The sequence below is a fragment of the Streptomyces sp. NPDC088254 genome (assembly GCF_044740925.1).
Classification (GTDB): Bacteria; Actinomycetota; Actinomycetes; order Streptomycetales; family Streptomycetaceae; genus Streptomyces.
On sequence record NZ_JBIURQ010000013.1, the window covers coordinates 214,664 to 233,653 of the forward strand.

Consider the following 18,990-nt stretch of genomic DNA (forward strand, 5'->3'; position numbering starts at 1 on the left):
CCTGGCGCGGCCCCGCGTGGCTCACCCGGTCGTGCACTTCGGCAGGCCGGCCGTGTCGCCGCCGCGGATGTCCGCCAGGGCGCCGAGAGCGTCGCCGATGGTGTCCACCTTGACGAGCGTCAGCCCGTCGGGGACGTCCTCGGCGGCCTCCGCGCAGTTGTCGGCGGGCGTCAGGAAGTACTGGGCGCCCTTGGCGCGCGCGCCGACCGTCTTCATCTGGATGCCGCCGATCGGCCCGACCTTGCCGTCGTCGTCGATGGTCCCGGTACCGGCGACGAACTTGCCGCCGGTCAGACTCCCCGGGGTGAGCTTGTCGTAGATGCCGAGCGCGAACATCAGGCCGGCGCTCGGGCCGCCGACGTCTGCCAGCTTGATGTCGATGGTGAACGGGAAGGTGTGGTCGGTCCCGGCGGAGATCCCGACGATCGCGCGCTGCTGCCCCTGGTCGTCGGACCTGGCGGTGGTGATGGTGACCGTCTCCGCCTTGTTCGGCGTCCGGTTCTCCTTCTCGGCGGCCGCCTGCTCCTTGGCGGGCACGATCCCGAAGACGACCTTCTCGCCCGGCTTGTGCTTGGTGACCAGCTTCGCCACGTCCCCGGGCGCCTTGACGTCCGTGCCGTCGACGGTCTTGATGACGTCGCCGGCGTGCAGCCTGCCCTCGGCGGGCGAGCCCTTGACCACGGTGGAGACGATCACCCAGGACCGCACCGGGACGTCCAGCTCCTTCAGGGCGGCGACCTTGGCGCTCTCCTGGGACTGGCTGAACTCCTCGGCGTTCTCCTGGGTGGACTGCTCCTCGGTCTTGCCGTCCGGGTAGAGCGTGTCGTGGGGTACGACCTTGTAGTCGTGCGCGAGCCAGCCGTAGACCGTCTCGACGAGGTTCATCCGGTATTCGGCGCCGGTGACCCGCACGGTGGTCATGTTCAGGTGGCCGGTCGACTCGTAGGTCTTGCGTCCGGAGATCTGCAGCACCGGCTCGCCGTCATGCTCGCCGAGGGTGTTCACCGTGGGCCCCGGGGACATCTCCGAATACGGCACGGGGATGAGCACTCCCGCGCACAGGAGCGCGATCAGCATCAGGGTGGAGGCGAGCATCGTCGCGGTGCGGCGTGGCATGCCTCGACAGTACGGGACGCCTCTGTCAGCGCACCGTCAGGGCCACTTGCCGGATCATGAACCGGTGTGGGACCTCTCCATGGCCGCCCGGAAGCGCGCGTAGCCGTCGAGTTCCGGCCCGTCGCCGCGGACCCTGCGGGTCCGGTTGGCCCAGCTGCCCCACAGACCGGCGCCGACCGCGGCCACCAGCGGAATCAACAACCAGGCGAGCACCGCCATGCCGACCTCCCGACCGAAGTGAGCCCACAGCAACTGACTGATCAGCAGATTAACCATCCGCACTGACAACGCTCACGGCAGGGGTCGGGTTACGCAACCGGGAGATGATCGACGCGTGACGCGGTGCGTCAGCGGGCCCGCATCAGCGGCCTCACGTCAGCAGGCCCGCCTCAGCAGGCGCGCGTCAGCAGGTCCCGACCCATTCGTCCGTGCCGTCGGAGAACCTCTGGTGCTTCCAGATGGGCACCTCGTGCTTGAGGTCGTCGATCAGCTTCCGGCAGGCCTCGAAGGCCTCGCCCCGGTGCGGGCACGACACGGCGACGACGACGGCCAGGTCGCCCACCTTCAGCTCGCCCACCCGGTGCACGGCGGCCAGCGCCCGCACCGGGTAGCCGGCGACGACCTTCTCGGCGATCCGCCGCATCTCCGCCTCTGCGGTGGGGTGGGCGGAGTACGCGAGCGAGTCGACGTCGGCACCCCCGTCGTGGTCGCGCACGGTCCCCACGAACAGCGCGGTGCCACCGGCCGCGTCGTCCCCGACGGCCCGGAAGACCTCGTCCAGGGAGAGCGCGGTGTCACGGACGGCGATCAACTTGAGCGGGTCGGAAGAGCCCTGCTCACCCGGGTGATCGTTACTGGAAGCCATACTCTCCATACTGCCCCACGCGGGCCGGGCGCCTCAGCCCGCTACCGCCGCCGGGCCTTCCGGGCCCGCCGCACCACGGCCGCCGCACCCAGCAGGGCGACCGTCGCTCCCGCGGCGCCCGCGGCCGTCGCGTCCTTGCGCCCGAGCCGGCGCCCGGCCACCGTGTGCCGCCCGGACACCTCCTCCAGCAGCTCCGCCAGGACCTCCTCGTTGGTCCACCCCGGCCGCCACCCCGCGTCGTGCAGCCGGCTCCCGCTCACCACCCACGGGTACATCGTGTACGCCAGGTCCCCCGCCGGGGACGGCGTCAGACCGATCCGGTGCAGCCGGGCGGCGGCCCCCAGCGCGACCGCCGACGGCAGCTCCATCCGCCGGATCCCGCTGAGCTCCTCCACCTCCTCCTGCTCCAGCCATCCGTCGCAGCCCACGGCCAGCTCCCCGTCCACCTTCTCCAGGACGGCGTACTCCAGCGCACCGCACAGGTCCTCGACGTGGCAGAACTGCCACGCGGGCCGCGACCCGGCGACGACGAGCAGCCGGGGCGACTCGAAGTACCGGGTCAGCGCGGTGTCCGTGCCTCCCACCAACACCGCGGGCCGCACCACGGTGACGTTCAGGCCGGGATGCGCGCGCGGGGCGCGCCGCGCCAGCCGCTCGATCTCCAGCAGGTCCCCGACACCGGTCGCCTCCGCCGTCGCCTTCAGCTCCGCGTCCTCCGACAGCGGCAGCTCATTGTCGGGCAGCGCCCCGTAGACCATCGTGGAGGTGCACAGCACCACGCGGTGCACCCCGGCCGCCGCGGCGGCGGTGAGCACGGTCTGCGTACCGCGCACGTTGTACGCCGTCCGGGCGGCGGAGTCGCTCCCCAGGTCCAGGTCGAGCGCCAGGTGGACCACCACGTCCGCGCCGCGCAGCTTGTCGGCGATGGCGGGATCCCGGACGTCGAGGATGTGCCACTGCGCCGCGTCGCACTCACCGCGCCGCTCGTCGATGGCGACGACCTGCTTGATCTCGTCCGACGCGGCGAGCCGCTCGGTGAGCAGCGCGCCCACTCCGGTCGCGGCGCCGGTGACGGCGACGACGGGCCCGCGCCCCGCGGACGGAGCCGAGTGGTTTCGCGCTGCGCGAACCTGCGGATCTGGGGAACTCACCAGGTGTCTCCAGCGGTTGTTTTCCATACGAGCGCGAGTGGCGCGTACGTACCAAGTGGCATCCATCCTGCCGCAGGCCGAGAGTCGGCGAAGCACCGAGGCCCGATCGAGCCGGGGTGTCTACGCTGGGTGGTGTTGCAGGGCAGCCGCGCCGCCGGCCGAGAGCCGGTGGCCTTACCAGCCGAGGAACCCCGTGAGTGACACCCCATTCGGATTCGGCCTTCCGCCGGAGGAGCCGGAAGACGGCGACGAGGGCAAGAAGAAGGACCCGCAGAGCGGCGGTGGGCAGGGACCGGCCAACCCGTTCGGTTTCGGGCTGTCCGGCGCCGGCGGCTTCGGCGGCCCGGGTGCCGACAACCCGCTCGCTGCCATGTTCGGTTCGCTGAACCCCACCGACCTGGGCGCCGCATTCCAGCAGCTCGGCCAGATGCTCTCCTACGAGGGCGGCCCGGTGAACTGGGACATGGCCCAGCAGATCGCCCGTCAGACGGTCGCCCAGGGCACCTCCGACGGCGTCAAGGACGCGAGTGTCGGCCCCGCCGAGCACTCCTCCGTGCAGGAAGCCGTCCGTCTGGCCGACCTGTGGCTGGACGACGCGACCTCCCTGCCGTCCGGCGCCGGATCGGCCGTGGCGTGGTCGCGCGCGGAGTGGGTCGAGGCGACGCTGCCGGCGTGGAAGGAGCTGGTCAACCCGGTCGCCGAGCGCGTCGGCACGGCCATGGGCGACGTCCTGCCGGAGGAGATGCAGGCCATGGCCGGCCCGCTGATCGGCATGATGCGCTCGATGGGCGGCGCCATGTTCGGCTCGCAGATCGGGCAGGCCGTCGGCGTCCTCGCGGGCGAGGTCGTCGGCTCGACCGACATCGGCCTGCCGCTCGGCCCGGCCGGCAAGGCCGCGCTGCTGCCGGCGAACGTCGAGGCGTTCGGCAAGGACCTCGGCGTCCCGAAGGACGAGGTGCGGCTGTACCTCGCCCTGCGCGAGGCCGCCCACCAGCGTCTCTTCGCACACGTGCCGTGGCTGCGCTCGCATCTGTTCGGCGCGGTCGACGGCTACGCGCGCGGGATCAAGGTCGACACCGCCAAGCTGGAGGACGTGGTCGGCCAGTTCGACCCGCAGAACCCCGAGCAGCTTCAGGACGCGCTCCAGCAGGGCATGTTCCAGCCGGAGGACACCCCCGAGCAGAAGGCCGCCCTGGCCCGTCTGGAGACGGCCCTGGCGCTGGTCGAGGGCTGGGTGGACGCGGTGGTGCACGCGGCGGCCAAGCCGCGCCTGTCCTCGGCGGACGCGCTGCGCGAGACCCTGCGCCGCCGCCGCGCCTCGGGCGGTCCCGCGGAGCAGACGTTCGCCACGCTGATCGGTCTGGAGCTGCGCCCGCGCCGCCTGCGCGACGCGTCCCGGCTGTGGGCGTCGCTGACCGACGCGCGCGGTGTCGACGGCCGCGACGGCTTGTGGGCCCACCCCGACATGCTGCCGACCGCCGCCGACCTGGACGACCCGGACGGCTTCGTCCACCGCGAGCAGCTGGACTTCTCGGAGCTGGACAAGATCCTCGGCGAGGCGGCGAGCGGTTCGACCGGCGGGAAGCAGGACCTGGACAAGGGGCCGGAGAAGCCGGAGGCGGGCAAGCCGGAGCCGGGCGGCGCGAAGGACGACGACACCGAGTGAGCCTGCATGACGACGCGGTCCTCGTCCTGAAGGAGTACGAGGACCAGCAAGAGCTGTGCCGGACGTACCTGGAGCACCTCCAGACCCACCCGGACGGCATGTGGAAGGCCTGCGAGGCCGGGCACATCACCGCCAGCGCCCTGGTGATCGACCCCGCGCGCGGCCGGGTGCTGCTGACGCTGCACCGGAAGCTGCGGATGTGGCTCCAGATGGGCGGCCACTGCGAGCCGGGCGACGCGACGCTCGCGGACGCCGCCCTGCGCGAGGCCACCGAGGAGTCGGGCATCGCCGGCCTGAACCTGCTCCCGGGCGGCCCGGTGCGTCTGGACCGGCATCTCACACCGTGCGCCTGGCACCTCGACGTCCAGTACGCGGCGCTCGCTCCCGACGGCGCCCTGGAGGCCATCAGCGACGAGTCCCTCGACCTGCGCTGGTTCCCCTACCAGGAGGTCGCGGGCGTGGCGGACGGCTCGGTCGTGCGCCTGGTGGAGGCGACGCGCGCACGACTGTGAACGCGAACGTGTGAGGGGCGGCCACAGGAGTGACCGCCCCTCACACGTTCGTCTTCTCGGACCGTCAGCTCCAGACGTTGCCCTGGTTCTGCGCCCGCGCCCCCTGCTGCCCCACGCCGTACTGCGCGGCGAGCCCGGAGCCGATCTGGGCGTTCTGCGGGGGCAGCAGTTCACTCGGCTGGACCAGTGCGAAGCCGGTGCCCATGAAGCTCAGCTCCCAGCCCTCACCGGTGTTGCCGCGCCGCCGCCACACCCCCGAGGAATGCGTCTGGGCCTGCATCTGCACCCGCAGCCCGGTGGACCAGGCGACGATCGCGTCCGCGTCGCAGTTGACGTACTTGTCGGGCGTCACCTGCATCATCAGCGGGGCGCCGGACGTCATCAGGGCGACCCGGCCCCGGCCGGTGATGTTGAGCTGGTACTTCCCCGAGCCGGAGATGCCGTAGAGGCTGTCGACGGCGATGACCTCGTGGTGCAGCGAGGAGTCCATGGCGAGGACGTAGCTGCTGTCGACGGTGAGGCCGTCCTGCTCCACATCCACGAGGTGAATGTGCTGGGCCAGGTTGGCGAGGTAGACGGTGCCCTGCCCATGACAGCGCATCAGGTCCAGGCCCTCGCCGGTGCGCGCACGCGCGCGTGCCTGGTTGCCGCTCCGGTACTCGGCGTCGAACTCCACCATCCCCTGGTAGGCGACCATGGTGCCCTTGCGGGCGAGGATGTCGTCGTGGCCCTCCAGGGCGACGCGGAGCATCTGCTTGTTCTGCAGGCTCCAGCGCTCCTGGGTCGGCTGGTCGTTGTAGGCGAAAAGCGAACTCTGCATGGTGCTCTGGCTCCCCCTCAGCCCCGGACCCGGAGACGGTCGGTGCTGTCCTCGCTGGGCTGGACGACGACGATGCCCTCACCGGAGAAGGCCATCTGGTAGGCCTCGCCGCTGCCCCGGCCGATGAGCGACTGCGCCTTGAAGCTGCGCTTGCCCTTGACCTTGAGGTTCGGCGACCAGGCGACCAGCGCGTCCGGGTCGACGTACGTCTCGTTCTCGCCGCCGCCGCAGTCGACGACGATCGGCTTGCCCCGGGAGGTCAGCGCGACCCAGCCCTGCCCGGAGATCCTCGTGTTCCACAGGCCCTGACCGGCGAACTTCGCCAGCCCCTTGACCCGCTCCACGCCCCAGGTGAGGTGGGCGTCGAAGGCGAGCAGATTGGTGGCGTTGACGGAGATGCCGTCACCGTTGAGGTTGATCAGGACGACGTCGGCGCCGTAGTCGGCAAGGTAGAGCAGACCGTCGCCGGAGCACTTCATCAGCGGCGCGCCCTCCCCCGTCATCCAGTCGCGCGCGATCTGGCGCACGGCCGGCGGGTTGGGCTCGTACTGGATGAAGCCCTCGTAGGCGATCATCGAGCCCACGCGCGCGAGGAGGTCGTTCCCGGTCTGGAGGGCGACCTTCAGCATGTGGCTGCCGTGGTTCTCCATACGGGCGGTCACGGGTGCGGGGGCGAAGCCCGCGAGCGGCTGGTTCATGACGGGCTCCCTCAGACCTCGTACGGCTGGACGACGATGAAGTTGCCGGGCGCGCCCCGGAACTGGAGGTTGACGCTCTCGCCGGTGTCGCCGGGGTAGGCGTTGCGGCGCATCCGCACCTGGCTGGAGACGACCACCTGGGCGGCGGCCGACCAGGCAACGACGGCGTTGCAGTCGGCGAACGTGGTGGGCGTGACCGGCAGGACGACGGGTGTGCCGTGCGTCTTCACGACGATCGTCCCGGTGCCGGTGAACTGCATGGTGAACAGGGCGCCGCCGGGGATGCCGTGCCCCTCGACGCGGCGCACCTCGTGCTGGAGGCTCTCGTCGAAGGCGAGGACGTTCTCGGCGGAGACGCAGATGCCGTCACCCTGGAGTTCGATGGGGTGCAGCATCGTGGAGTTGTCGGCGAGGAACACCTGTCCCTGGCCGGTGCAGCGCATCAGCTGCATCTCCTGACCGGTCGCATTGCCCACGATCCGGCCGGCGAACCCGGCGCCCTTGTAACTGAAGTCGACCTTGCCCTGGTAGAGCACCATGCTGCCCTGGCGGGCCAGCACGGGCTGGCCGCCGATGCCGAGGTCGACGCGGATCAGCTTCTTGTTCTGCTGCGTCCAGCGCTGACCGGTAGGCGTCTCCTTGAACTTCTGGAGCGCGGCCGACACTCCGGCGCCGCCCTGGGGCGCGCCCTGCGGCACACCGTAGGGCTGCTGGCCGTGACCGGTGGGGGCCTGAGGTGCCTGGGGCGGCTGGGCGTAGCCGGGGGGCAGCGGTGCGGTCGGGGCGCCGGGGACGGCCTGGCCGTAGGACTGCTGGTGGGGTGGCTGGCCGTACGGCGGCTGCTGGCCGGGCTGACCCGGCTGGCCGTAGGGCGCGGGGGCCGGGGCGGGCGGCGGGACAGGTGCGCCGCCGGGCGGGGTCAGCGGCGCGACGATGGTCGGCGCGGCGTGCATCGAGGGCGCCGGCGCGGGAGGCGGGGCCGGGGCCGACGGCGTCGCGGCGGGCGGGGCGAAGCTCTGCGGTGCGGGCTGCGGCTGGTGCGGGGCGGAGGGCGCGGCGGCGGGGACGCCGAACGCGGGCGGCGCGTCGGCCTGGGCCGGCGGGGCGAACCCGGGAACGGCGCCGGACTGCGGCTGCTGGGGAGCGGCGGGCGCCTCCTCCTCCAGGACCTCGCCGCCGAAGTTCTTCAGCAGCGCGTCCAGACCGCCGTCGAAGCCCTGGCCGACCGCCGCGAAACGCCAGACGTCCTTCAGGTAGAAGTCGCCCAGCATCACGGCTCGCTCGGTGGAGAACTCCGAGCCGTCGAACGCGTACCGGGCCACCTCCTCGCCGCCCGCCACGATCCGGAGGTAGCCGGGGCCGATCTGCGACATCTGCCCGGCGCCGTCGACGGTCGCCGTGAAGGACAGCTTCTGGATCTGCGGGGGGATCCGGTCGAGGGTGACGCGGAAGGACTCCGTGTCGCCCGCCTGGGCGCCCAGGAGCTGGATGGACTCCTCGGGGGACTTCGGCTGGTTGAAGAAGACGAAGTACCGGTCGTCGGAGAGCCGCTCGTCGGCGTCGAGGCCGAAGCAGCTGATGTCGAAGGTCAGGCCCGGACCGGAGATCTGCACACCGACGTACAGATCCGTGCCCGCGGTGAGATCACTGATCCTGGCCTTGTGGCCGCGCTGGAATTGCCTGGTCATGCGTAACGACCGTCCCCCATCCCGATTCGAAGTGCGTCGCGCCAGGCTAACGGCAAACTCCGACATCGGACGATGTCGGTACAGACCCGGTACACAACGGGCTCAGTCCTCGGGCGCGCCGGGATCCTTGGGCGGGCGGGCGGCGGCGGCCACCCCTTCCAGGTAGCCGCGGGCCCGCTCGGTGCGCGGATAGGCCTCCAGCAGCCGCCAGAAGTCGGCGCCGTGGCCGGGCACGAGCAGATGCGCGAGCTCGTGCAGCAGGACGTAGTCGATGACGTACTCCGGCATGCCCTTGAGCCGGTGCGACAGACGGATGCTGCCCTCGGCCGGGGTGCACGAGCCCCAGCGGGTGTTCTGGTTGGTCACCCAGCGCACGGAGGCGGCCCGCGCCCGGCCGGCGAAGTACTGCGCCGACAGCCGCTCGGCGCGTTCGGCCAGTTCGGCGTCGCCGGGGACGCGCCGGCTCTCCTGGGCGGCCAGCTTGTCGAGCATGACGCTCACCCAGCGCTGCTCCTCGGCCGCGGACATCCGGGCGGGGATGAGCACGATGGTGCGATCGCCCTCGCGGTACGCGGAGACCGTCCGGCGTCGGCGGGCGCTTCTGCGGACCTCGATCGCGCTCGTCCCCGAACCGCTCGGCGGCTGGTTCGTCGTGCTGCGCTGTGGCTTTCTGGCGCGGTGCGGTGGGTCGGCGGGCACGCCAAGACGTTACCCGCTGCGCATGGCGGAAGTCCCGACTCCGGGGCGGTCGGGTTCCGAGCGCCGACCGCCGTCCTGCCTCGTACGACGGATTAGTACGACGAACCAGTCGGCCTGTGGACAACTTTCGGCACCGGTCTTCGAGTCCCCGGCATGCTGGCACGAGCCGGCGGAGCGAGGTCGTCCCCACGCCTCCGCTCCGCCGGTGTGAGGAGTTGCAGGCTGATCCCGGCGGGGGCCGTGATCTCAGGCTGACGGGGGTTCTCGATGCATCCGATGGTGAAGCCCGCGCTGCGGCGCGGCTGGCGCGACCTCAACACCGTGCAGTTCGGGATGACGCCGGCGCACGCCTTGACGCTCGGCCCGATGGACACCGCGACGGGCAGTTTCCTGGACCTGCTGGACGGCACCCGCGGTATGCCGCTCCTGCGTCAGGAGGGCAGGCGCATGGACTTGCCCGATGATCACGTGGACCTGCTGGTGAAGCGGCTGGCCCGGGCCGGACTGCTGGACGACGCGCGCGGCGGTGGGCCGGACGCCGACGCGCTGCGGGAGAAGAAGGACGTCATGGAGCGGCTGCGTCCCGACCTGGCCTCGCTCTCGCTGACCGCCTCCGAACCGGGCGAAGCGCTCGGCCGCCTGGCGGCACGGCGACGGATGCGGGTGCAGGTACGCGGGGCGGGACGGGTCGGCTCGGTCCTGGCGTCGCTCCTGTCAGGCGCCGGGGTGGGCGAGGTGGACGTGCGCGACGGCGGCCGGGTGGAGCCGGGGGACGTCGCACCGGGCGGACTGACCGTGGAAACGGTGGGCGAACGCCGGGACGAGGCCGCGGGGCGCGCGGCGCGCGGGGCAGCCCCGGACCGCCCGCCCCGCAGAAGCCCGCACTCCCCGGCCGAGACGGACTCACCCGGCTTCTCCCTGGTCGTCCTCGCCCCTCGGGACGACGTGTCCGTGCACGCGCCCGCTCCTTCGGCGGCCGAGCCTCTGATCGCCTCGGGCACACCGCACCTGTACGCCGGGGTGGTGGAGGCGACGGGGCTTGTGGGCCCGCTGGTCCTCCCCGGGGAGACGGCGTGCGCCGGCTGTCTGCACCAGGGGCGCACCGATCGTGATCCGGCCTGGCCGCGCCTGGTCGCTCAGTGGCACTCCGGGGTACGGCGGCGCCCGGCCCGCGCCTGCGATCTGACGCTGGCAGCGACCGTCGCCGGGCTGGCGGCGGCGCACGCGGTCGCCTTCCTCGACGGCAAGCTCCCGTCGAGCGCGGGCGCGCGCTGGGAGGTCGCCCTGCCGACGCTCCAGTGGCACGCGCGACCGGTGTGGGCACACTCCGGGTGCTCGTGCGGGGCGGCGGAGAAAGGTAAGGAGGAACACACTCGCCCCGAGGACGGGGGGTCACGCGCGACAATGGCGGAGCAACGGCATTCGACCGGGTTGGGCCGTACGCCACAAGCGACGCGGTCGGCTGGGACTTGGAGGGCGCATGTCTGATCTTCCCCGGAAGGCGGTCACCCGGACCGCCAAGCTCGCCGCGCTCCCGCTCGGCTTCGCCGGCCGGGCGACCTGGGGCCTGGGCAAGCGCATCGTGGGCGAGTCCGCGGAGATCGTCGGCCGCGAGCTGCAGCAGCGCACCGCGGAACAACTGTTCAAGGTCCTCGGCGAGTTGAAGGGCGGCGCGATGAAGTTCGGGCAGGCCCTGTCCGTCTTCGAGTCGGCCCTGCCCGAGGAGATCGCCGGCCCCTACCGGGCGGCCCTCACCAAGCTCCAGGAGGCGGCGCCGCCGATGCCGACCCGCACGGTGCACGCCGCGCTCGCCGAGCGGCTCGGCGAGGACTGGACGGACCTGTTCCTGGAGTTCGACGACAAACCTGCCGCCGCCGCCTCGATCGGCCAGGTGCACCGGGCGGTGTGGCATGACGGGCGCGCGGTCGCGGTCAAGGTGCAGTATCCCGGGGCGGGCGAGGCCCTGCTGTCCGACCTGACCCAACTCAGCCGCTTCGCCCGTCTGTTGGGCCCTCTCGTCCCCGGCATGGACGTCAAGCCGTTGATCACCGAGCTACGGGACCGGGTCTCCGAGGAACTGGACTACGGCCTGGAGGCGCAGGCCCAGCAGGCTCACGCCGAGGAGTTCGCCGACGATCCCGACGTCGTGGTCCCGGCAGTGGTCCACCAGGGCGACCAGGTGCTGATCACCGAGTGGATCGACGGAGTGCCGCTCTCCGAGGTGATCTCCGACGGCACCCAGGAGCAACGGGACCGCGCCGGCCAGCTGCTGTCCCGCTTCCTCTTCTCCGGCCCGGCCCGCACCGGCCTGCTGCACGCCGACCCGCACCCCGGCAACTTCCGTCTGCTGCCCGGCGGCCCCGACGGCGAGGACGACTGGCGGCTGGGCGTCTTGGACTTCGGCACCGTGGACCGGCTCCCGGGCGGCCTCCCCGGACCCATCGGCGAATCCCTGCGGATGACACTGGACGGTGAGGCCACCGCGGTCTACGAACTGCTGCGCAGGGAGGGCTTCGTCAAGGAGTCCATAGAGCTGGACCCGGACGCCGTTCTGGACTACCTCCTGCCGATCATCGAGCCGGCCCGGGTGGAGGAGTTCACCTTCACCCGTGACTGGATGCGCAGCCAGGCCACACGGATCGCCGACCCTCGCTCCCCCGCCCATCAACTGGGCAAGCAGCTCAACCTCCCCCCGGCGTATCTGCTGATCCACCGGGTGACGCTCAGCACGATCGGTGTGCTCTGCCAGCTCGGCGCGGCGGTGCGGCTGCGCGAGGAACTGGAGGCGTGGCTCCCGGGGTTCGTCCTGGAGGCGGACGAGGAGGAAGAACTCGCGGACGTCCTCCAGACGGACCTGGAGGCGGACGAGGAGGACGGGGAGGACACAGCGGCTCAGGCGTGATACGGCCGACCTGTCAGCCTCGCGGCCGGGGCCGGCCACCGCGTGAACGCACCGCGGGGCCGGTCCGTTCGGACGGACCGGCCCCCGCGGGAGAGCTTCGCCTCCCTCATCGGGAGGCCACCGCTTCAGGTGGGAAGGGCTACTGCATCACGGCCATCGCGAGCGCCCGGCGAGCGCGCAGCGAGGCGCGCTCGGCCCGGCGCTGCATCCGGCGGGCGGTCGCCACGCGCATGGCCCGGCGTTCCCGCTCGGCCTCGTGCAGCCGGTCGTGCATATGCGCACGTGCCAGGGCTTCTGGGATGAGTTGCATCTCTCGGGTCCTGTTCTGACGCGAGTCGTTCGCGCCGGTGGTGGTGACGTCTTCGGTCGCGGAGCCTGCGGGCTCGCTGGTGGACGGCTTCATCGGGGCCTGCTTCTTGGGGTCGTGCGTGAGGGGACGGTCGATGGTTCCTGCGATGTTCATGCTGTGACCGGGTTCTTGCGCGGGCGGCCACGCGGCCGCTTCCGGGCGACGACGACACCCTGGACGAACAGCTCGCCACCCCAGACGCCCCAGGGCTCACGCCGCTCCTTGGCTCCGGCGAGGCAGGCCTCCATCAGCGGGCAGGTGCGGCAGAGGGACTTGGCGTACTCGACGTCCGCCGGCGACTCGGCGAAGAAGACCTCCGGGTCGTAGGAACGGCAGGGGACGGGCACCCCCAGGTTCTCGATGGCGTCGTCGAGCGCGGTGAGCGCGGTGAGCGGGGTCAAGGCGGAGTCCTCCGTGAGGCCGGGCGGGGGGATCGTTTCGGAAGGCGGTACGGACGGGGCGTGCGCTTCGAGTTGCACGGTTCGTCTTCCTCGTCTGGTCGGTCGGCCCTGTGGGGCCGGTGGCGGCTGGTACCGGGTTCTTTTCCTGTCCCGAGGCCCCTTCGCTTCGTCGTCCCTGGTGGAGGACAAACAGAAGGGCCGCGGATCCCGGATGGGGTTCCGCGGCCCTGAAGGCGCCGGCCTGATCAGAGATCAGGCTGGATCACTCCAGGGTTCTGGCCCACGGAAGGCCCACATCTGGTGGTGCTGCGTCGTCTGCTTCCGGAATCCGGCACCGGTCGCCGTAAAGGCATAGGCCTTCGCCTGTGCCACTACTGCCGCTTCCAGTGCCTTGGTCGGTCGCTCGCTGCGCTCGCGGACAGGGAGGCCCGCAAGAGCGACGGAGGAGGACGCCGGCCGATCGGCACGAATGCCGGACAGACCGGTGCCCAGGTTCGAGGCGCCGAGCATGCACATGGAGACGATCGAGCGATCGGTCAGTTTGGCGGTGCTGGTGGAGCTGGTGTTGTTGATGATCACTGCAATCGCCTCCTCTCGGCGTCTCGGGGGACCAGGGGTGAGCCCGGCCCGACGGATATGCAAGTAGAGCACGGGATCAGGGCCTTCGAGAAGGCCTCTGTTCTCGTGCCTAAGAACCTATGGGGATTGCCGGGGCATGCGCAAACTATTTTTTCGACGAGTTCGGATCAGTCTCATTCGGCCTCTCCAGGCGGGTCCTGGCCTGCGCAGATGGCCAGTACATCGGCCCCGTAGCGGTGGAACTTGCGCATACCGACCCCCGGAATCCGCGCCAGCTCAGCCGCCTCCTCGGGGACGGCCTCGGCGATCGCGATGAGGGTCTTGTCGGTGAAGACGCAGTACGCGGGCTGACCGTTGCGCCCCGCCTGGATCGCACGCCAGTCGCGCAACCGCTCGTAGAGGCCCTCGTCCATGTCCGAAGGGCAGTCCTCACAGCGCATCAGCTTCATCTCGCCGGCGTCGGTCAGACCGCGCCCGCAGACCCGGCAGCGGGCCGGGGTGCGCTGCGTCCGCCGGGGCACGGCGGAGACTCCCGCCGGCCGGCTCGTCACACCGCGCTCGACGCCTCCTGGGGCGGCGGACCAGCCCCGCCCCGCCGCGCCGCCGGAGCCGGGCCGCAACCCGTCGAGGAAGCGGCTGGGGCGGCGGCTGGGCCGTCCGCCGGGCGAGCGGGACAGCGCCCAGGAGATATGGAGACGCTCGCGGGCGCGGGTGACCCCGACGTACAGGAGACGGCGCTCCTCCTCGATCTGCTCGTCGGTCTTCGCGTAGGTGATCGGCATCATGCCCTCGGCGACGCCGACCAGGAAGACGACGTCCCACTCCAGGCCCTTGGCCGAGTGCAGGGAGGCGAGGGTGACGCCCTGCACCGTCGGAGCGTGCTGGGCGTTGGCCCGCTCGTCGAGCTCGGCGACCAGGTCTGCGAGGGTGGCGCCGGGGCGTGCGGCGGCGAAGTCCTGCGCCAGATGGACCAGGGCGGCCAGCGACTCCCAGCGCTCTCTGACGGCGCCGGAACCGGCGGGCGGCTTGGGCGTCCAGCCTTCGCCGGACAGCACGGCACGCACCTGGGAGGGCAGGTCGTCGGCGTCGTCGAGGAAGGTGTCGTTGCCGCTGAAACGGGCTGAGCCGCGCAGGGAGACGATGGCCTTGCGCACCTCGGGCCGGTCGAAGAACCGCTCGGCGCCGCGCAACTGGTAGGGGATGCCGGCGTCGGCGAGGGCCTGTTCGTAGGTCTCGGACTGGGCGTTGGTGCGGAACAGGACGGCGATCTCGGCGGCCGGGACGCCGGCGTCGAGCAGTTCGCGGATGCGGCGGGCGGCGCCCTCGGCCTCGGCGGGCTCGTCGATGTACTCGCAGAAGGCGGGATCCGGCCCCGGGGCGCGCTGGGAGATCAGCTCCAGGCGGTGGTCGGCGGCGCGGCCCCGGGCCTGGGCGAGCAGACCGTTGGCGAGATGGACGACCTGGGGCGTGGAGCGGTAGTCGCGGACCAGCTTGACGACGGTGGCGCCGGGGTGGCGGGTACGGAAGTCCAGAAGATGGTCGGGGGTGGCTCCGGTGAACGAGTAGATCGTCTGGCTGGCGTCGCCCACCACGCACAGGTCGTCCCGGTCGCCGAGCCAGAGCTCCAGCAGGCGCTGCTGGAGGGGGCTGACGTCCTGGTACTCGTCGACGACGAAGTGCTGGTACTGGGCGCGGACCTGCTCGGCGATGTCGCGCCGGTCCTGGAGGACGGCGACGGTCAGCAGCAGCACGTCCTCGAAGTCGATGACGGCGCGCTGCCGTTTGAGGTCCTCGTAGGCGGCGTAGAGCTGGGCGATCTCCGCGGGGTCGCGGGGGGCGTCGCGGCCCGCCACGGCGGCGGCGGCCGGGTAGTCGGCGGGGACGGTCTGGGTGACCTTGGACCACTCGATCTCGGCGGTGGCGTCGCGCAGCTCGCCCCGGTCGAGTCGTATGCGGCAGGCGGCCGCCGCGTCGGCGACGAGCTGGATCTTACGGTCGACGAGCCGGGGCAGGGAGCCACCGACGGCTTTCGGCCAGAAGTACTGGAGCTGACGCAGGGCGGCGGAGTGGAAGGTGCGGGCCTGGACACCCTGGGCGCCGAGCTGGCGCAGCCGGCCGCGCATCTCGCCGGCGGCGCGGTTGGTGAACGTGACGGCGAGCACGCTGGAGGGCTGCAGCACGCCGGCGCGGACTCCGTAGGCGATGCGGTGGGTGATCGCCCGGGTCTTGCCCGTCCCGGCTCCCGCCAGCACGCACACCGGACCGCGCAGGGTGGTGGCCACCTCGCGCTGCTCGGGGTCGAGCCCTTCGAGCACCGCGTCGGCCGAGTCCGGTACCTGCGGGAAGAGGGGGGAATGCGTTGCTGCTGTCACACAGCCATGCTGCCAGGTCGCCGGAGACGGGCGGGACGGTTGTCCACAGGGGGGCACCCGCAGTCGTACCAATGCGGCAGGCGTCACGCCGTGAGGGGCTTCCCCGAGGGAATGACGGCGCGTGCCCGTGCGTTCCTCCACTGCGACCAGACGTCCCCGAGCCTTTAGGAGCGCGACCGACATGCCGGGCACCGTGACGATGTACAGCACCACGTGGTGCGGCTACTGCCGCCGGCTGAAGAGCCAGATGGACCGCGAGGGCATCACGTACGACGAGATCAACATCGAACAGGACCCGGAGTCCGCGGCCTTCGTGGAAAAGGCGAACGGCGGAAACCAGACGGTGCCGACGGTTCTGGTGGTTCCCCCCAACGGTGGCGCGAACATCGTCATGACCAACCCGAGCCTTGCCCAGGTGAAGCAGGCTCTGGCCATCTGACACTCCCCCGCGCTGCGCCCCCTCCGGTCGAGGCACCCGAGGGGGCGGCGCTGTATGTAGCTGTATGCAGGGCAGCGATGATGCACGGGTGTTCCACGAAGATCTCACCGAGTGTGACTACCAGGTCGAGGACGCGTTCACGGACAGAAAGTCGGGCTTCTACGCACTCTGGTATCGCCCTGCGTACACCCGACGAGTCGCCCGGAGCGCTGGCCGCCCCGCAGCACAGAAGGTTTCCTGCCAGTGCTGCGCGGCTCCGGCAGTCATGCCGGAGCCTCGACAACTGCCCTGACTCGCGCTTCCAGTACCGCTGCGCCCTCTTGCATGTCGGCCCCGGTCCATCCGTCCGCCTGCCCGCCTGCCAGCGCCCAAGGCACCTTGATCATGCTGCGTCGCAGGAGTGGCAGTCGCAGCCGGGACGGCAGCCGCAGGCGTCGCTCGCAGCGGCGTCCGCAGCCGGGATCGATGCGGCGGGTGGGGCGCAGCATCCCTTGCCATGCCATGCGTCGCGGCCTTCCTTGACCGCGATGGCGGCGATGACCAGAGCGGCGATCGGGTCAGCCCAGGACCAGCCGAGGGTGGCGTTGAGGACCAGGCCGACGAGCAGTACGGCCGACAGGTACGTGCACAGAAGGGTCTGCTTCGAGTCTGCGACGGCTGAGGCGGAGCCGAGTTCTCGCCCTGCACGGCGTTGGGCAGCAGACAGGAACGGCATCACGGCAACGGAGAGCGCCGCCAGCACGATGCCGGGGATCGAACGCTCAGCCTCCCCAGTGCCGGCGAGCGCTCGGGCGGCGTCAACAGTCACGTAGGCGGCGAGCACGAAGAACGAGACGGCGATGATCCGCAGCGTGGTCCTCTCGCGAGCCTCGCGTACGGCCTGGTCGGTGGCGGAGAACTGCCAGGCGACGGCGGCGGCCGAGGAAACCTCGATGACGGAGTCCAAGCCGAAGCCGACCAGGGCAGTGGAGGAAGCGATCGTGCCAGCGGTGATGGCAACGATCGCTTCGATGACGTTGTAGGTGATGGCGGCTGCGACGAGCAGACGTATTCGCCGGGTGAGCGCATCGCGGCGGGCTGGGGAGGGGCCGAGGGAAACCGCGGTCATCAGCAGCACCCCTTGTCGTCAGCGTCAACGCACGTGCGGTCGGTCTCGACGGCCACCACTGCGGCGCGAAGGTCGTCGAGTGCGCGGCCGAGGCGTTCATCGGCGAGTTCGTAGCGGGTACGGCGTCCGTCGGGGATGGCAACGACCAAGCCGCAGTCGCGGAGGCAGGCCAGATGGTTCGACAGCCGCGTACGGGAGATGCCGAGCGTGTCGGCGAGTTCGGCGGGGTGAGCAGGGGCTTCACGCAGGGCGAGCAGGATGCGGCAGCGGATCGGGTCGGCGAGTGCGCGACCGAACCGGGCCAGCACTTCGATGTCGGAGGCAACAGTCAACACAACACGACGGTACACGCAGTCCTGAATTCAGGGAATCGTGGATCGTTGGGCGTGCTTCGGCAAGCGGATCTACCTGCGGGGCGCGGCAGCGCCCCCCTTGGGCGGCGCTATTTCCTCCGCGTCCGCCCGCTTGCTGATGCGTGTGCGCTGCGTTTCGCTCACGGCGGTGTGAGGAGGGCGGTCCCCGAGGGTTCGGGGGCCGCCTTCTCTGTGTCCTGTCAGCCCGTGCGGCGTGTCACGTCGTGCCGGGTCACAGGAAGCTGCGGGTCGGCAGGGGCTTGCCGTACCAGAGTTCGATCAGGCGGGCCGCGATGGAGATGCCGTAGGGCGGCTGGACCTCGCCGGATTCGAAGGCGGCGCCCAGTTCGTCGCGGGAGAACCAGCGGGCCTCGTGGATCTCGTCGCCGTCGACCTGGATGTCGGTGGAGGTGGCGCGGGCCGTGAAGCCCAGCATCAGGCTGGACGGGAACGGCCAGGGCTGGCTGGCGATGTAGTCGACCCGGCCGACGCTGACGCCGACCTCCTCGAAGACCTCGCGGCGCACGGCCTGCTCTATGGACTCGCCGGGCTCGACGAAACCGGCGAGGGTGGAGAAGCGGCCCTCGGGCCAGTGGACCTGGCGGCCGAGCAGGATGCGGTCCTCCTCGTCCGTCACGGCCATGATCACCGCGGGGTCGGTGCGCGGGTAGTGTTCGGCGCCGCACGCCGGGCAGCGGCGGATGTGGCCGGCGGCGGCGATGACCGTGCGCTCCCCGCAGCGGGAGCAGAAGCGGTGGGTGCGCTGCCAGTTCTCCAGGCCGACGGCGTGCACCATCAGACCGACGTCCCGCGGGGACAGCAGCAGTCCGGCCTCGCGCAGGCCGGCCGGGCGGGCGGACTGATCGATACGGCCGGGCAGCGCGTCCTTCTGGAGGGCGAAGTAGCTGACGCCGTCCTCGTCGGTGCCGAGGAAGTACCGGTGCGCCTCGGTGAGGGGTGCTTCGAAGGACGGGGTCATGACGAGCTCGGTGCGCCCGTCGGACGTCTCGTCGAGGAGGACCTGGCCGCCGGAGACGACGAAGCAACGCGTCGTGGGGTGGCTCCACGCCGCGGCGAGCCAGGCCTCGTCGAGCCGGTGGTGGGCGGCCCGGTCGATGCCGCTCGGCGCTGTGAGTGAGACGGGCCGGTCGGCGTTCTGGTCGGTCCAGGTGGTCACTGGTGCTTCCAACTCCCCCGGTTGAGCGGTGGTCTGGGCGGGCGGTTCAGCAGAACGTGCGGCGGGCGACCGGGCCGGGAGCGGTGGCGCGGGGC

Annotated in this window: 19 protein-coding genes and 1 pseudogene; 5 read left to right on the forward strand and 15 right to left on the reverse strand. The window is 71.4% G+C overall.

All coding sequences use genetic code 11. The features are described from left to right. Positions 1 to 21: 21 nt before the first annotated feature. The 4 genes and pseudogenes from ACIOC0_RS33605 to ACIOC0_RS33620 form a co-directional block, all read right to left on the reverse strand. A complete protein-coding gene (locus ACIOC0_RS33605; protein ID WP_402159485.1) occupies positions 22 to 1,116 on the reverse strand; it encodes a PDZ domain-containing protein in 1,095 nt (364 codons plus the stop codon). A 54-nt stretch (positions 1,117 to 1,170) separates the two neighbouring features. Continuing rightward, positions 1,171 to 1,392 (reverse strand): hypothetical protein, encoded by a 222-nt coding sequence (locus ACIOC0_RS33610; protein ID WP_130443714.1) that lies wholly within the window; start codon positions 1,390 to 1,392, stop codon positions 1,171 to 1,173. 250 nt (positions 1,393 to 1,642) lie between these two features. After that, a pseudogene (locus ACIOC0_RS33615) lies at positions 1,643 to 1,990 on the reverse strand (molybdenum cofactor biosynthesis protein MoaE); the annotation flags it as partial. Positions 1,991 to 2,022: 32 nt separating this feature from the next. Further along, positions 2,023 to 3,132: an SDR family oxidoreductase gene (locus tag ACIOC0_RS33620; RefSeq protein ID WP_130443718.1), complete on the reverse strand. Its 1,110-nt coding sequence runs from the start codon at positions 3,130 to 3,132 to the stop codon at positions 2,023 to 2,025. A 193-nt stretch (positions 3,133 to 3,325) separates the two neighbouring features. Between ACIOC0_RS33620 and ACIOC0_RS33625 the strand changes: the two genes are divergently transcribed. Further along, positions 3,326 to 4,798: a zinc-dependent metalloprotease gene (locus tag ACIOC0_RS33625; RefSeq protein WP_402159487.1), complete on the forward strand. Its 1,473-nt coding sequence runs from the start codon at positions 3,326 to 3,328 to the stop codon at positions 4,796 to 4,798. Beyond that, positions 4,795 to 5,310, forward strand: coding sequence for an NUDIX hydrolase (locus tag ACIOC0_RS33630; RefSeq protein ID WP_402159489.1), 516 nt, complete (start codon positions 4,795 to 4,797; stop codon positions 5,308 to 5,310). Before ACIOC0_RS33625 ends, ACIOC0_RS33630 begins: the two co-directional genes overlap by 4 nt. Before the next feature lie 64 nt (positions 5,311 to 5,374). On the opposite strand, the gene ACIOC0_RS33635 is transcribed toward ACIOC0_RS33630, so the two are convergent. From ACIOC0_RS33635 to ACIOC0_RS33650, 4 genes are all read right to left on the reverse strand, one after another. Then, the gene (locus ACIOC0_RS33635) at positions 5,375 to 6,130 is read right to left on the reverse strand and encodes an AIM24 family protein (protein ID WP_402159490.1); all 756 of its coding nucleotides are present in this window, start codon (positions 6,128 to 6,130) and stop codon (positions 5,375 to 5,377) included. Between the two features lie 17 nt (positions 6,131 to 6,147). Continuing rightward, the gene (locus ACIOC0_RS33640) at positions 6,148 to 6,828 is read right to left on the reverse strand and encodes an AIM24 family protein (protein ID WP_402159491.1); all 681 of its coding nucleotides are present in this window, start codon (positions 6,826 to 6,828) and stop codon (positions 6,148 to 6,150) included. 11 nt (positions 6,829 to 6,839) lie between these two features. Then, on the reverse strand, positions 6,840 to 8,516 hold the full coding sequence (locus tag ACIOC0_RS33645; RefSeq protein WP_402159493.1) for a TerD family protein: 1,677 nt from the start codon (positions 8,514 to 8,516) through the stop codon (positions 6,840 to 6,842). 102 nt (positions 8,517 to 8,618) lie between these two features. Beyond that, positions 8,619 to 9,215, reverse strand: coding sequence for a M48 family metallopeptidase (locus ACIOC0_RS33650; RefSeq protein ID WP_402159495.1), 597 nt, complete (start codon positions 9,213 to 9,215; stop codon positions 8,619 to 8,621). Between the two features lie 267 nt (positions 9,216 to 9,482). Here ACIOC0_RS33650 and ACIOC0_RS33655 point away from each other — a divergent pair, with 267 nt between their 5' ends. Further along, a complete protein-coding gene (locus tag ACIOC0_RS33655; protein WP_402159497.1) occupies positions 9,483 to 10,703 on the forward strand; it encodes a TOMM precursor leader peptide-binding protein in 1,221 nt (406 codons plus the stop codon). Continuing rightward, on the forward strand, positions 10,696 to 12,117 hold the full coding sequence (locus tag ACIOC0_RS33660) for an ABC1 kinase family protein (protein WP_402159499.1): 1,422 nt from the start codon (positions 10,696 to 10,698) through the stop codon (positions 12,115 to 12,117). The genes ACIOC0_RS33655 and ACIOC0_RS33660 overlap by 8 nt, the downstream gene beginning before the upstream one ends. Positions 12,118 to 12,256: 139 nt before the next feature. Here the strand turns inward: ACIOC0_RS33660 and ACIOC0_RS33665 are convergent, their stop codons facing one another. The 4 genes from ACIOC0_RS33665 to ACIOC0_RS33680 form a co-directional block, all read right to left on the reverse strand. Then, positions 12,257 to 12,580 carry a hypothetical protein gene (locus tag ACIOC0_RS33665; RefSeq protein WP_402159501.1) on the reverse strand — a complete coding sequence of 108 codons (324 nt, stop codon included), beginning with the start codon at positions 12,578 to 12,580 and terminating at the stop codon, positions 12,257 to 12,259. Further along, entirely contained in the window at positions 12,577 to 12,945 is a 369-nt protein-coding gene (locus ACIOC0_RS33670) for a WhiB family transcriptional regulator (protein ID WP_030784068.1), read from the reverse strand. Before ACIOC0_RS33670 ends, ACIOC0_RS33665 begins: the two co-directional genes overlap by 4 nt. Before the next feature lie 174 nt (positions 12,946 to 13,119). Next, a complete protein-coding gene (locus ACIOC0_RS33675) occupies positions 13,120 to 13,446 on the reverse strand; it encodes a hypothetical protein (protein ID WP_402159503.1) in 327 nt (108 codons plus the stop codon). A 173-nt stretch (positions 13,447 to 13,619) separates the two neighbouring features. Beyond that, the gene (locus tag ACIOC0_RS33680; RefSeq protein WP_402159505.1) at positions 13,620 to 15,818 is read right to left on the reverse strand and encodes an ATP-dependent DNA helicase UvrD2; all 2,199 of its coding nucleotides are present in this window, start codon (positions 15,816 to 15,818) and stop codon (positions 13,620 to 13,622) included. A gap of 181 nt (positions 15,819 to 15,999) precedes the next feature. Here ACIOC0_RS33680 and ACIOC0_RS33685 point away from each other — a divergent pair, with 181 nt between their 5' ends. Then, positions 16,000 to 16,257 carry a glutaredoxin domain-containing protein gene (locus ACIOC0_RS33685; RefSeq protein WP_402159507.1) on the forward strand — a complete coding sequence of 86 codons (258 nt, stop codon included), beginning with the start codon at positions 16,000 to 16,002 and terminating at the stop codon, positions 16,255 to 16,257. A gap of 382 nt (positions 16,258 to 16,639) precedes the next feature. Here ACIOC0_RS33685 and ACIOC0_RS33690 read toward each other — a convergent pair whose 3' ends face one another. The 3 genes from ACIOC0_RS33690 to nudC form a co-directional block, all read right to left on the reverse strand. Beyond that, complete coding sequence (locus ACIOC0_RS33690) at positions 16,640 to 17,365, reverse strand: cation transporter (protein WP_402159509.1); 726 nt, start codon at positions 17,363 to 17,365, stop codon at positions 16,640 to 16,642. Then, positions 17,365 to 17,700, reverse strand: coding sequence for an ArsR/SmtB family transcription factor (locus ACIOC0_RS33695; protein ID WP_402159511.1), 336 nt, complete (start codon positions 17,698 to 17,700; stop codon positions 17,365 to 17,367). Before ACIOC0_RS33695 ends, ACIOC0_RS33690 begins: the two co-directional genes overlap by 1 nt. A gap of 250 nt (positions 17,701 to 17,950) precedes the next feature. Next, entirely contained in the window at positions 17,951 to 18,895 is a 945-nt protein-coding gene (gene nudC / locus ACIOC0_RS33700) for an NAD(+) diphosphatase (protein WP_402159513.1), read from the reverse strand. Positions 18,896 to 18,990: the final 95 nt, after the last annotated feature.

Coding starts and splice junctions, on each gene's coding strand:
- ACIOC0_RS33640 (WP_402159491.1), bottom strand. CDS start 6,828: ATGAACCAGCCGCTCGCGGGCTTCGCCCCCGCACCCGTGACCGCCCGT.
- ACIOC0_RS33660 (WP_402159499.1), top strand. CDS start 10,696: ATGTCTGATCTTCCCCGGAAGGCGGTCACCCGGACCGCCAAGCTCGCC.
- ACIOC0_RS33690 (WP_402159509.1), bottom strand. CDS start 17,365: ATGACCGCGGTTTCCCTCGGCCCCTCCCCAGCCCGCCGCGATGCGCTC.
- ACIOC0_RS33635 (WP_402159490.1), bottom strand. CDS start 6,130: ATGCAGAGTTCGCTTTTCGCCTACAACGACCAGCCGACCCAGGAGCGC.
- ACIOC0_RS33645 (WP_402159493.1), bottom strand. CDS start 8,516: ATGACCAGGCAATTCCAGCGCGGCCACAAGGCCAGGATCAGTGATCTC.
- ACIOC0_RS33655 (WP_402159497.1), top strand. CDS start 9,483: ATGCATCCGATGGTGAAGCCCGCGCTGCGGCGCGGCTGGCGCGACCTC.
- ACIOC0_RS33665 (WP_402159501.1), bottom strand. CDS start 12,580: ATGAACATCGCAGGAACCATCGACCGTCCCCTCACGCACGACCCCAAG.
- ACIOC0_RS33605 (WP_402159485.1), bottom strand. CDS start 1,116: ATGCCACGCCGCACCGCGACGATGCTCGCCTCCACCCTGATGCTGATC.
- ACIOC0_RS33685 (WP_402159507.1), top strand. CDS start 16,000: ATGCCGGGCACCGTGACGATGTACAGCACCACGTGGTGCGGCTACTGC.
- ACIOC0_RS33610 (WP_130443714.1), bottom strand. CDS start 1,392: ATGGTTAATCTGCTGATCAGTCAGTTGCTGTGGGCTCACTTCGGTCGG.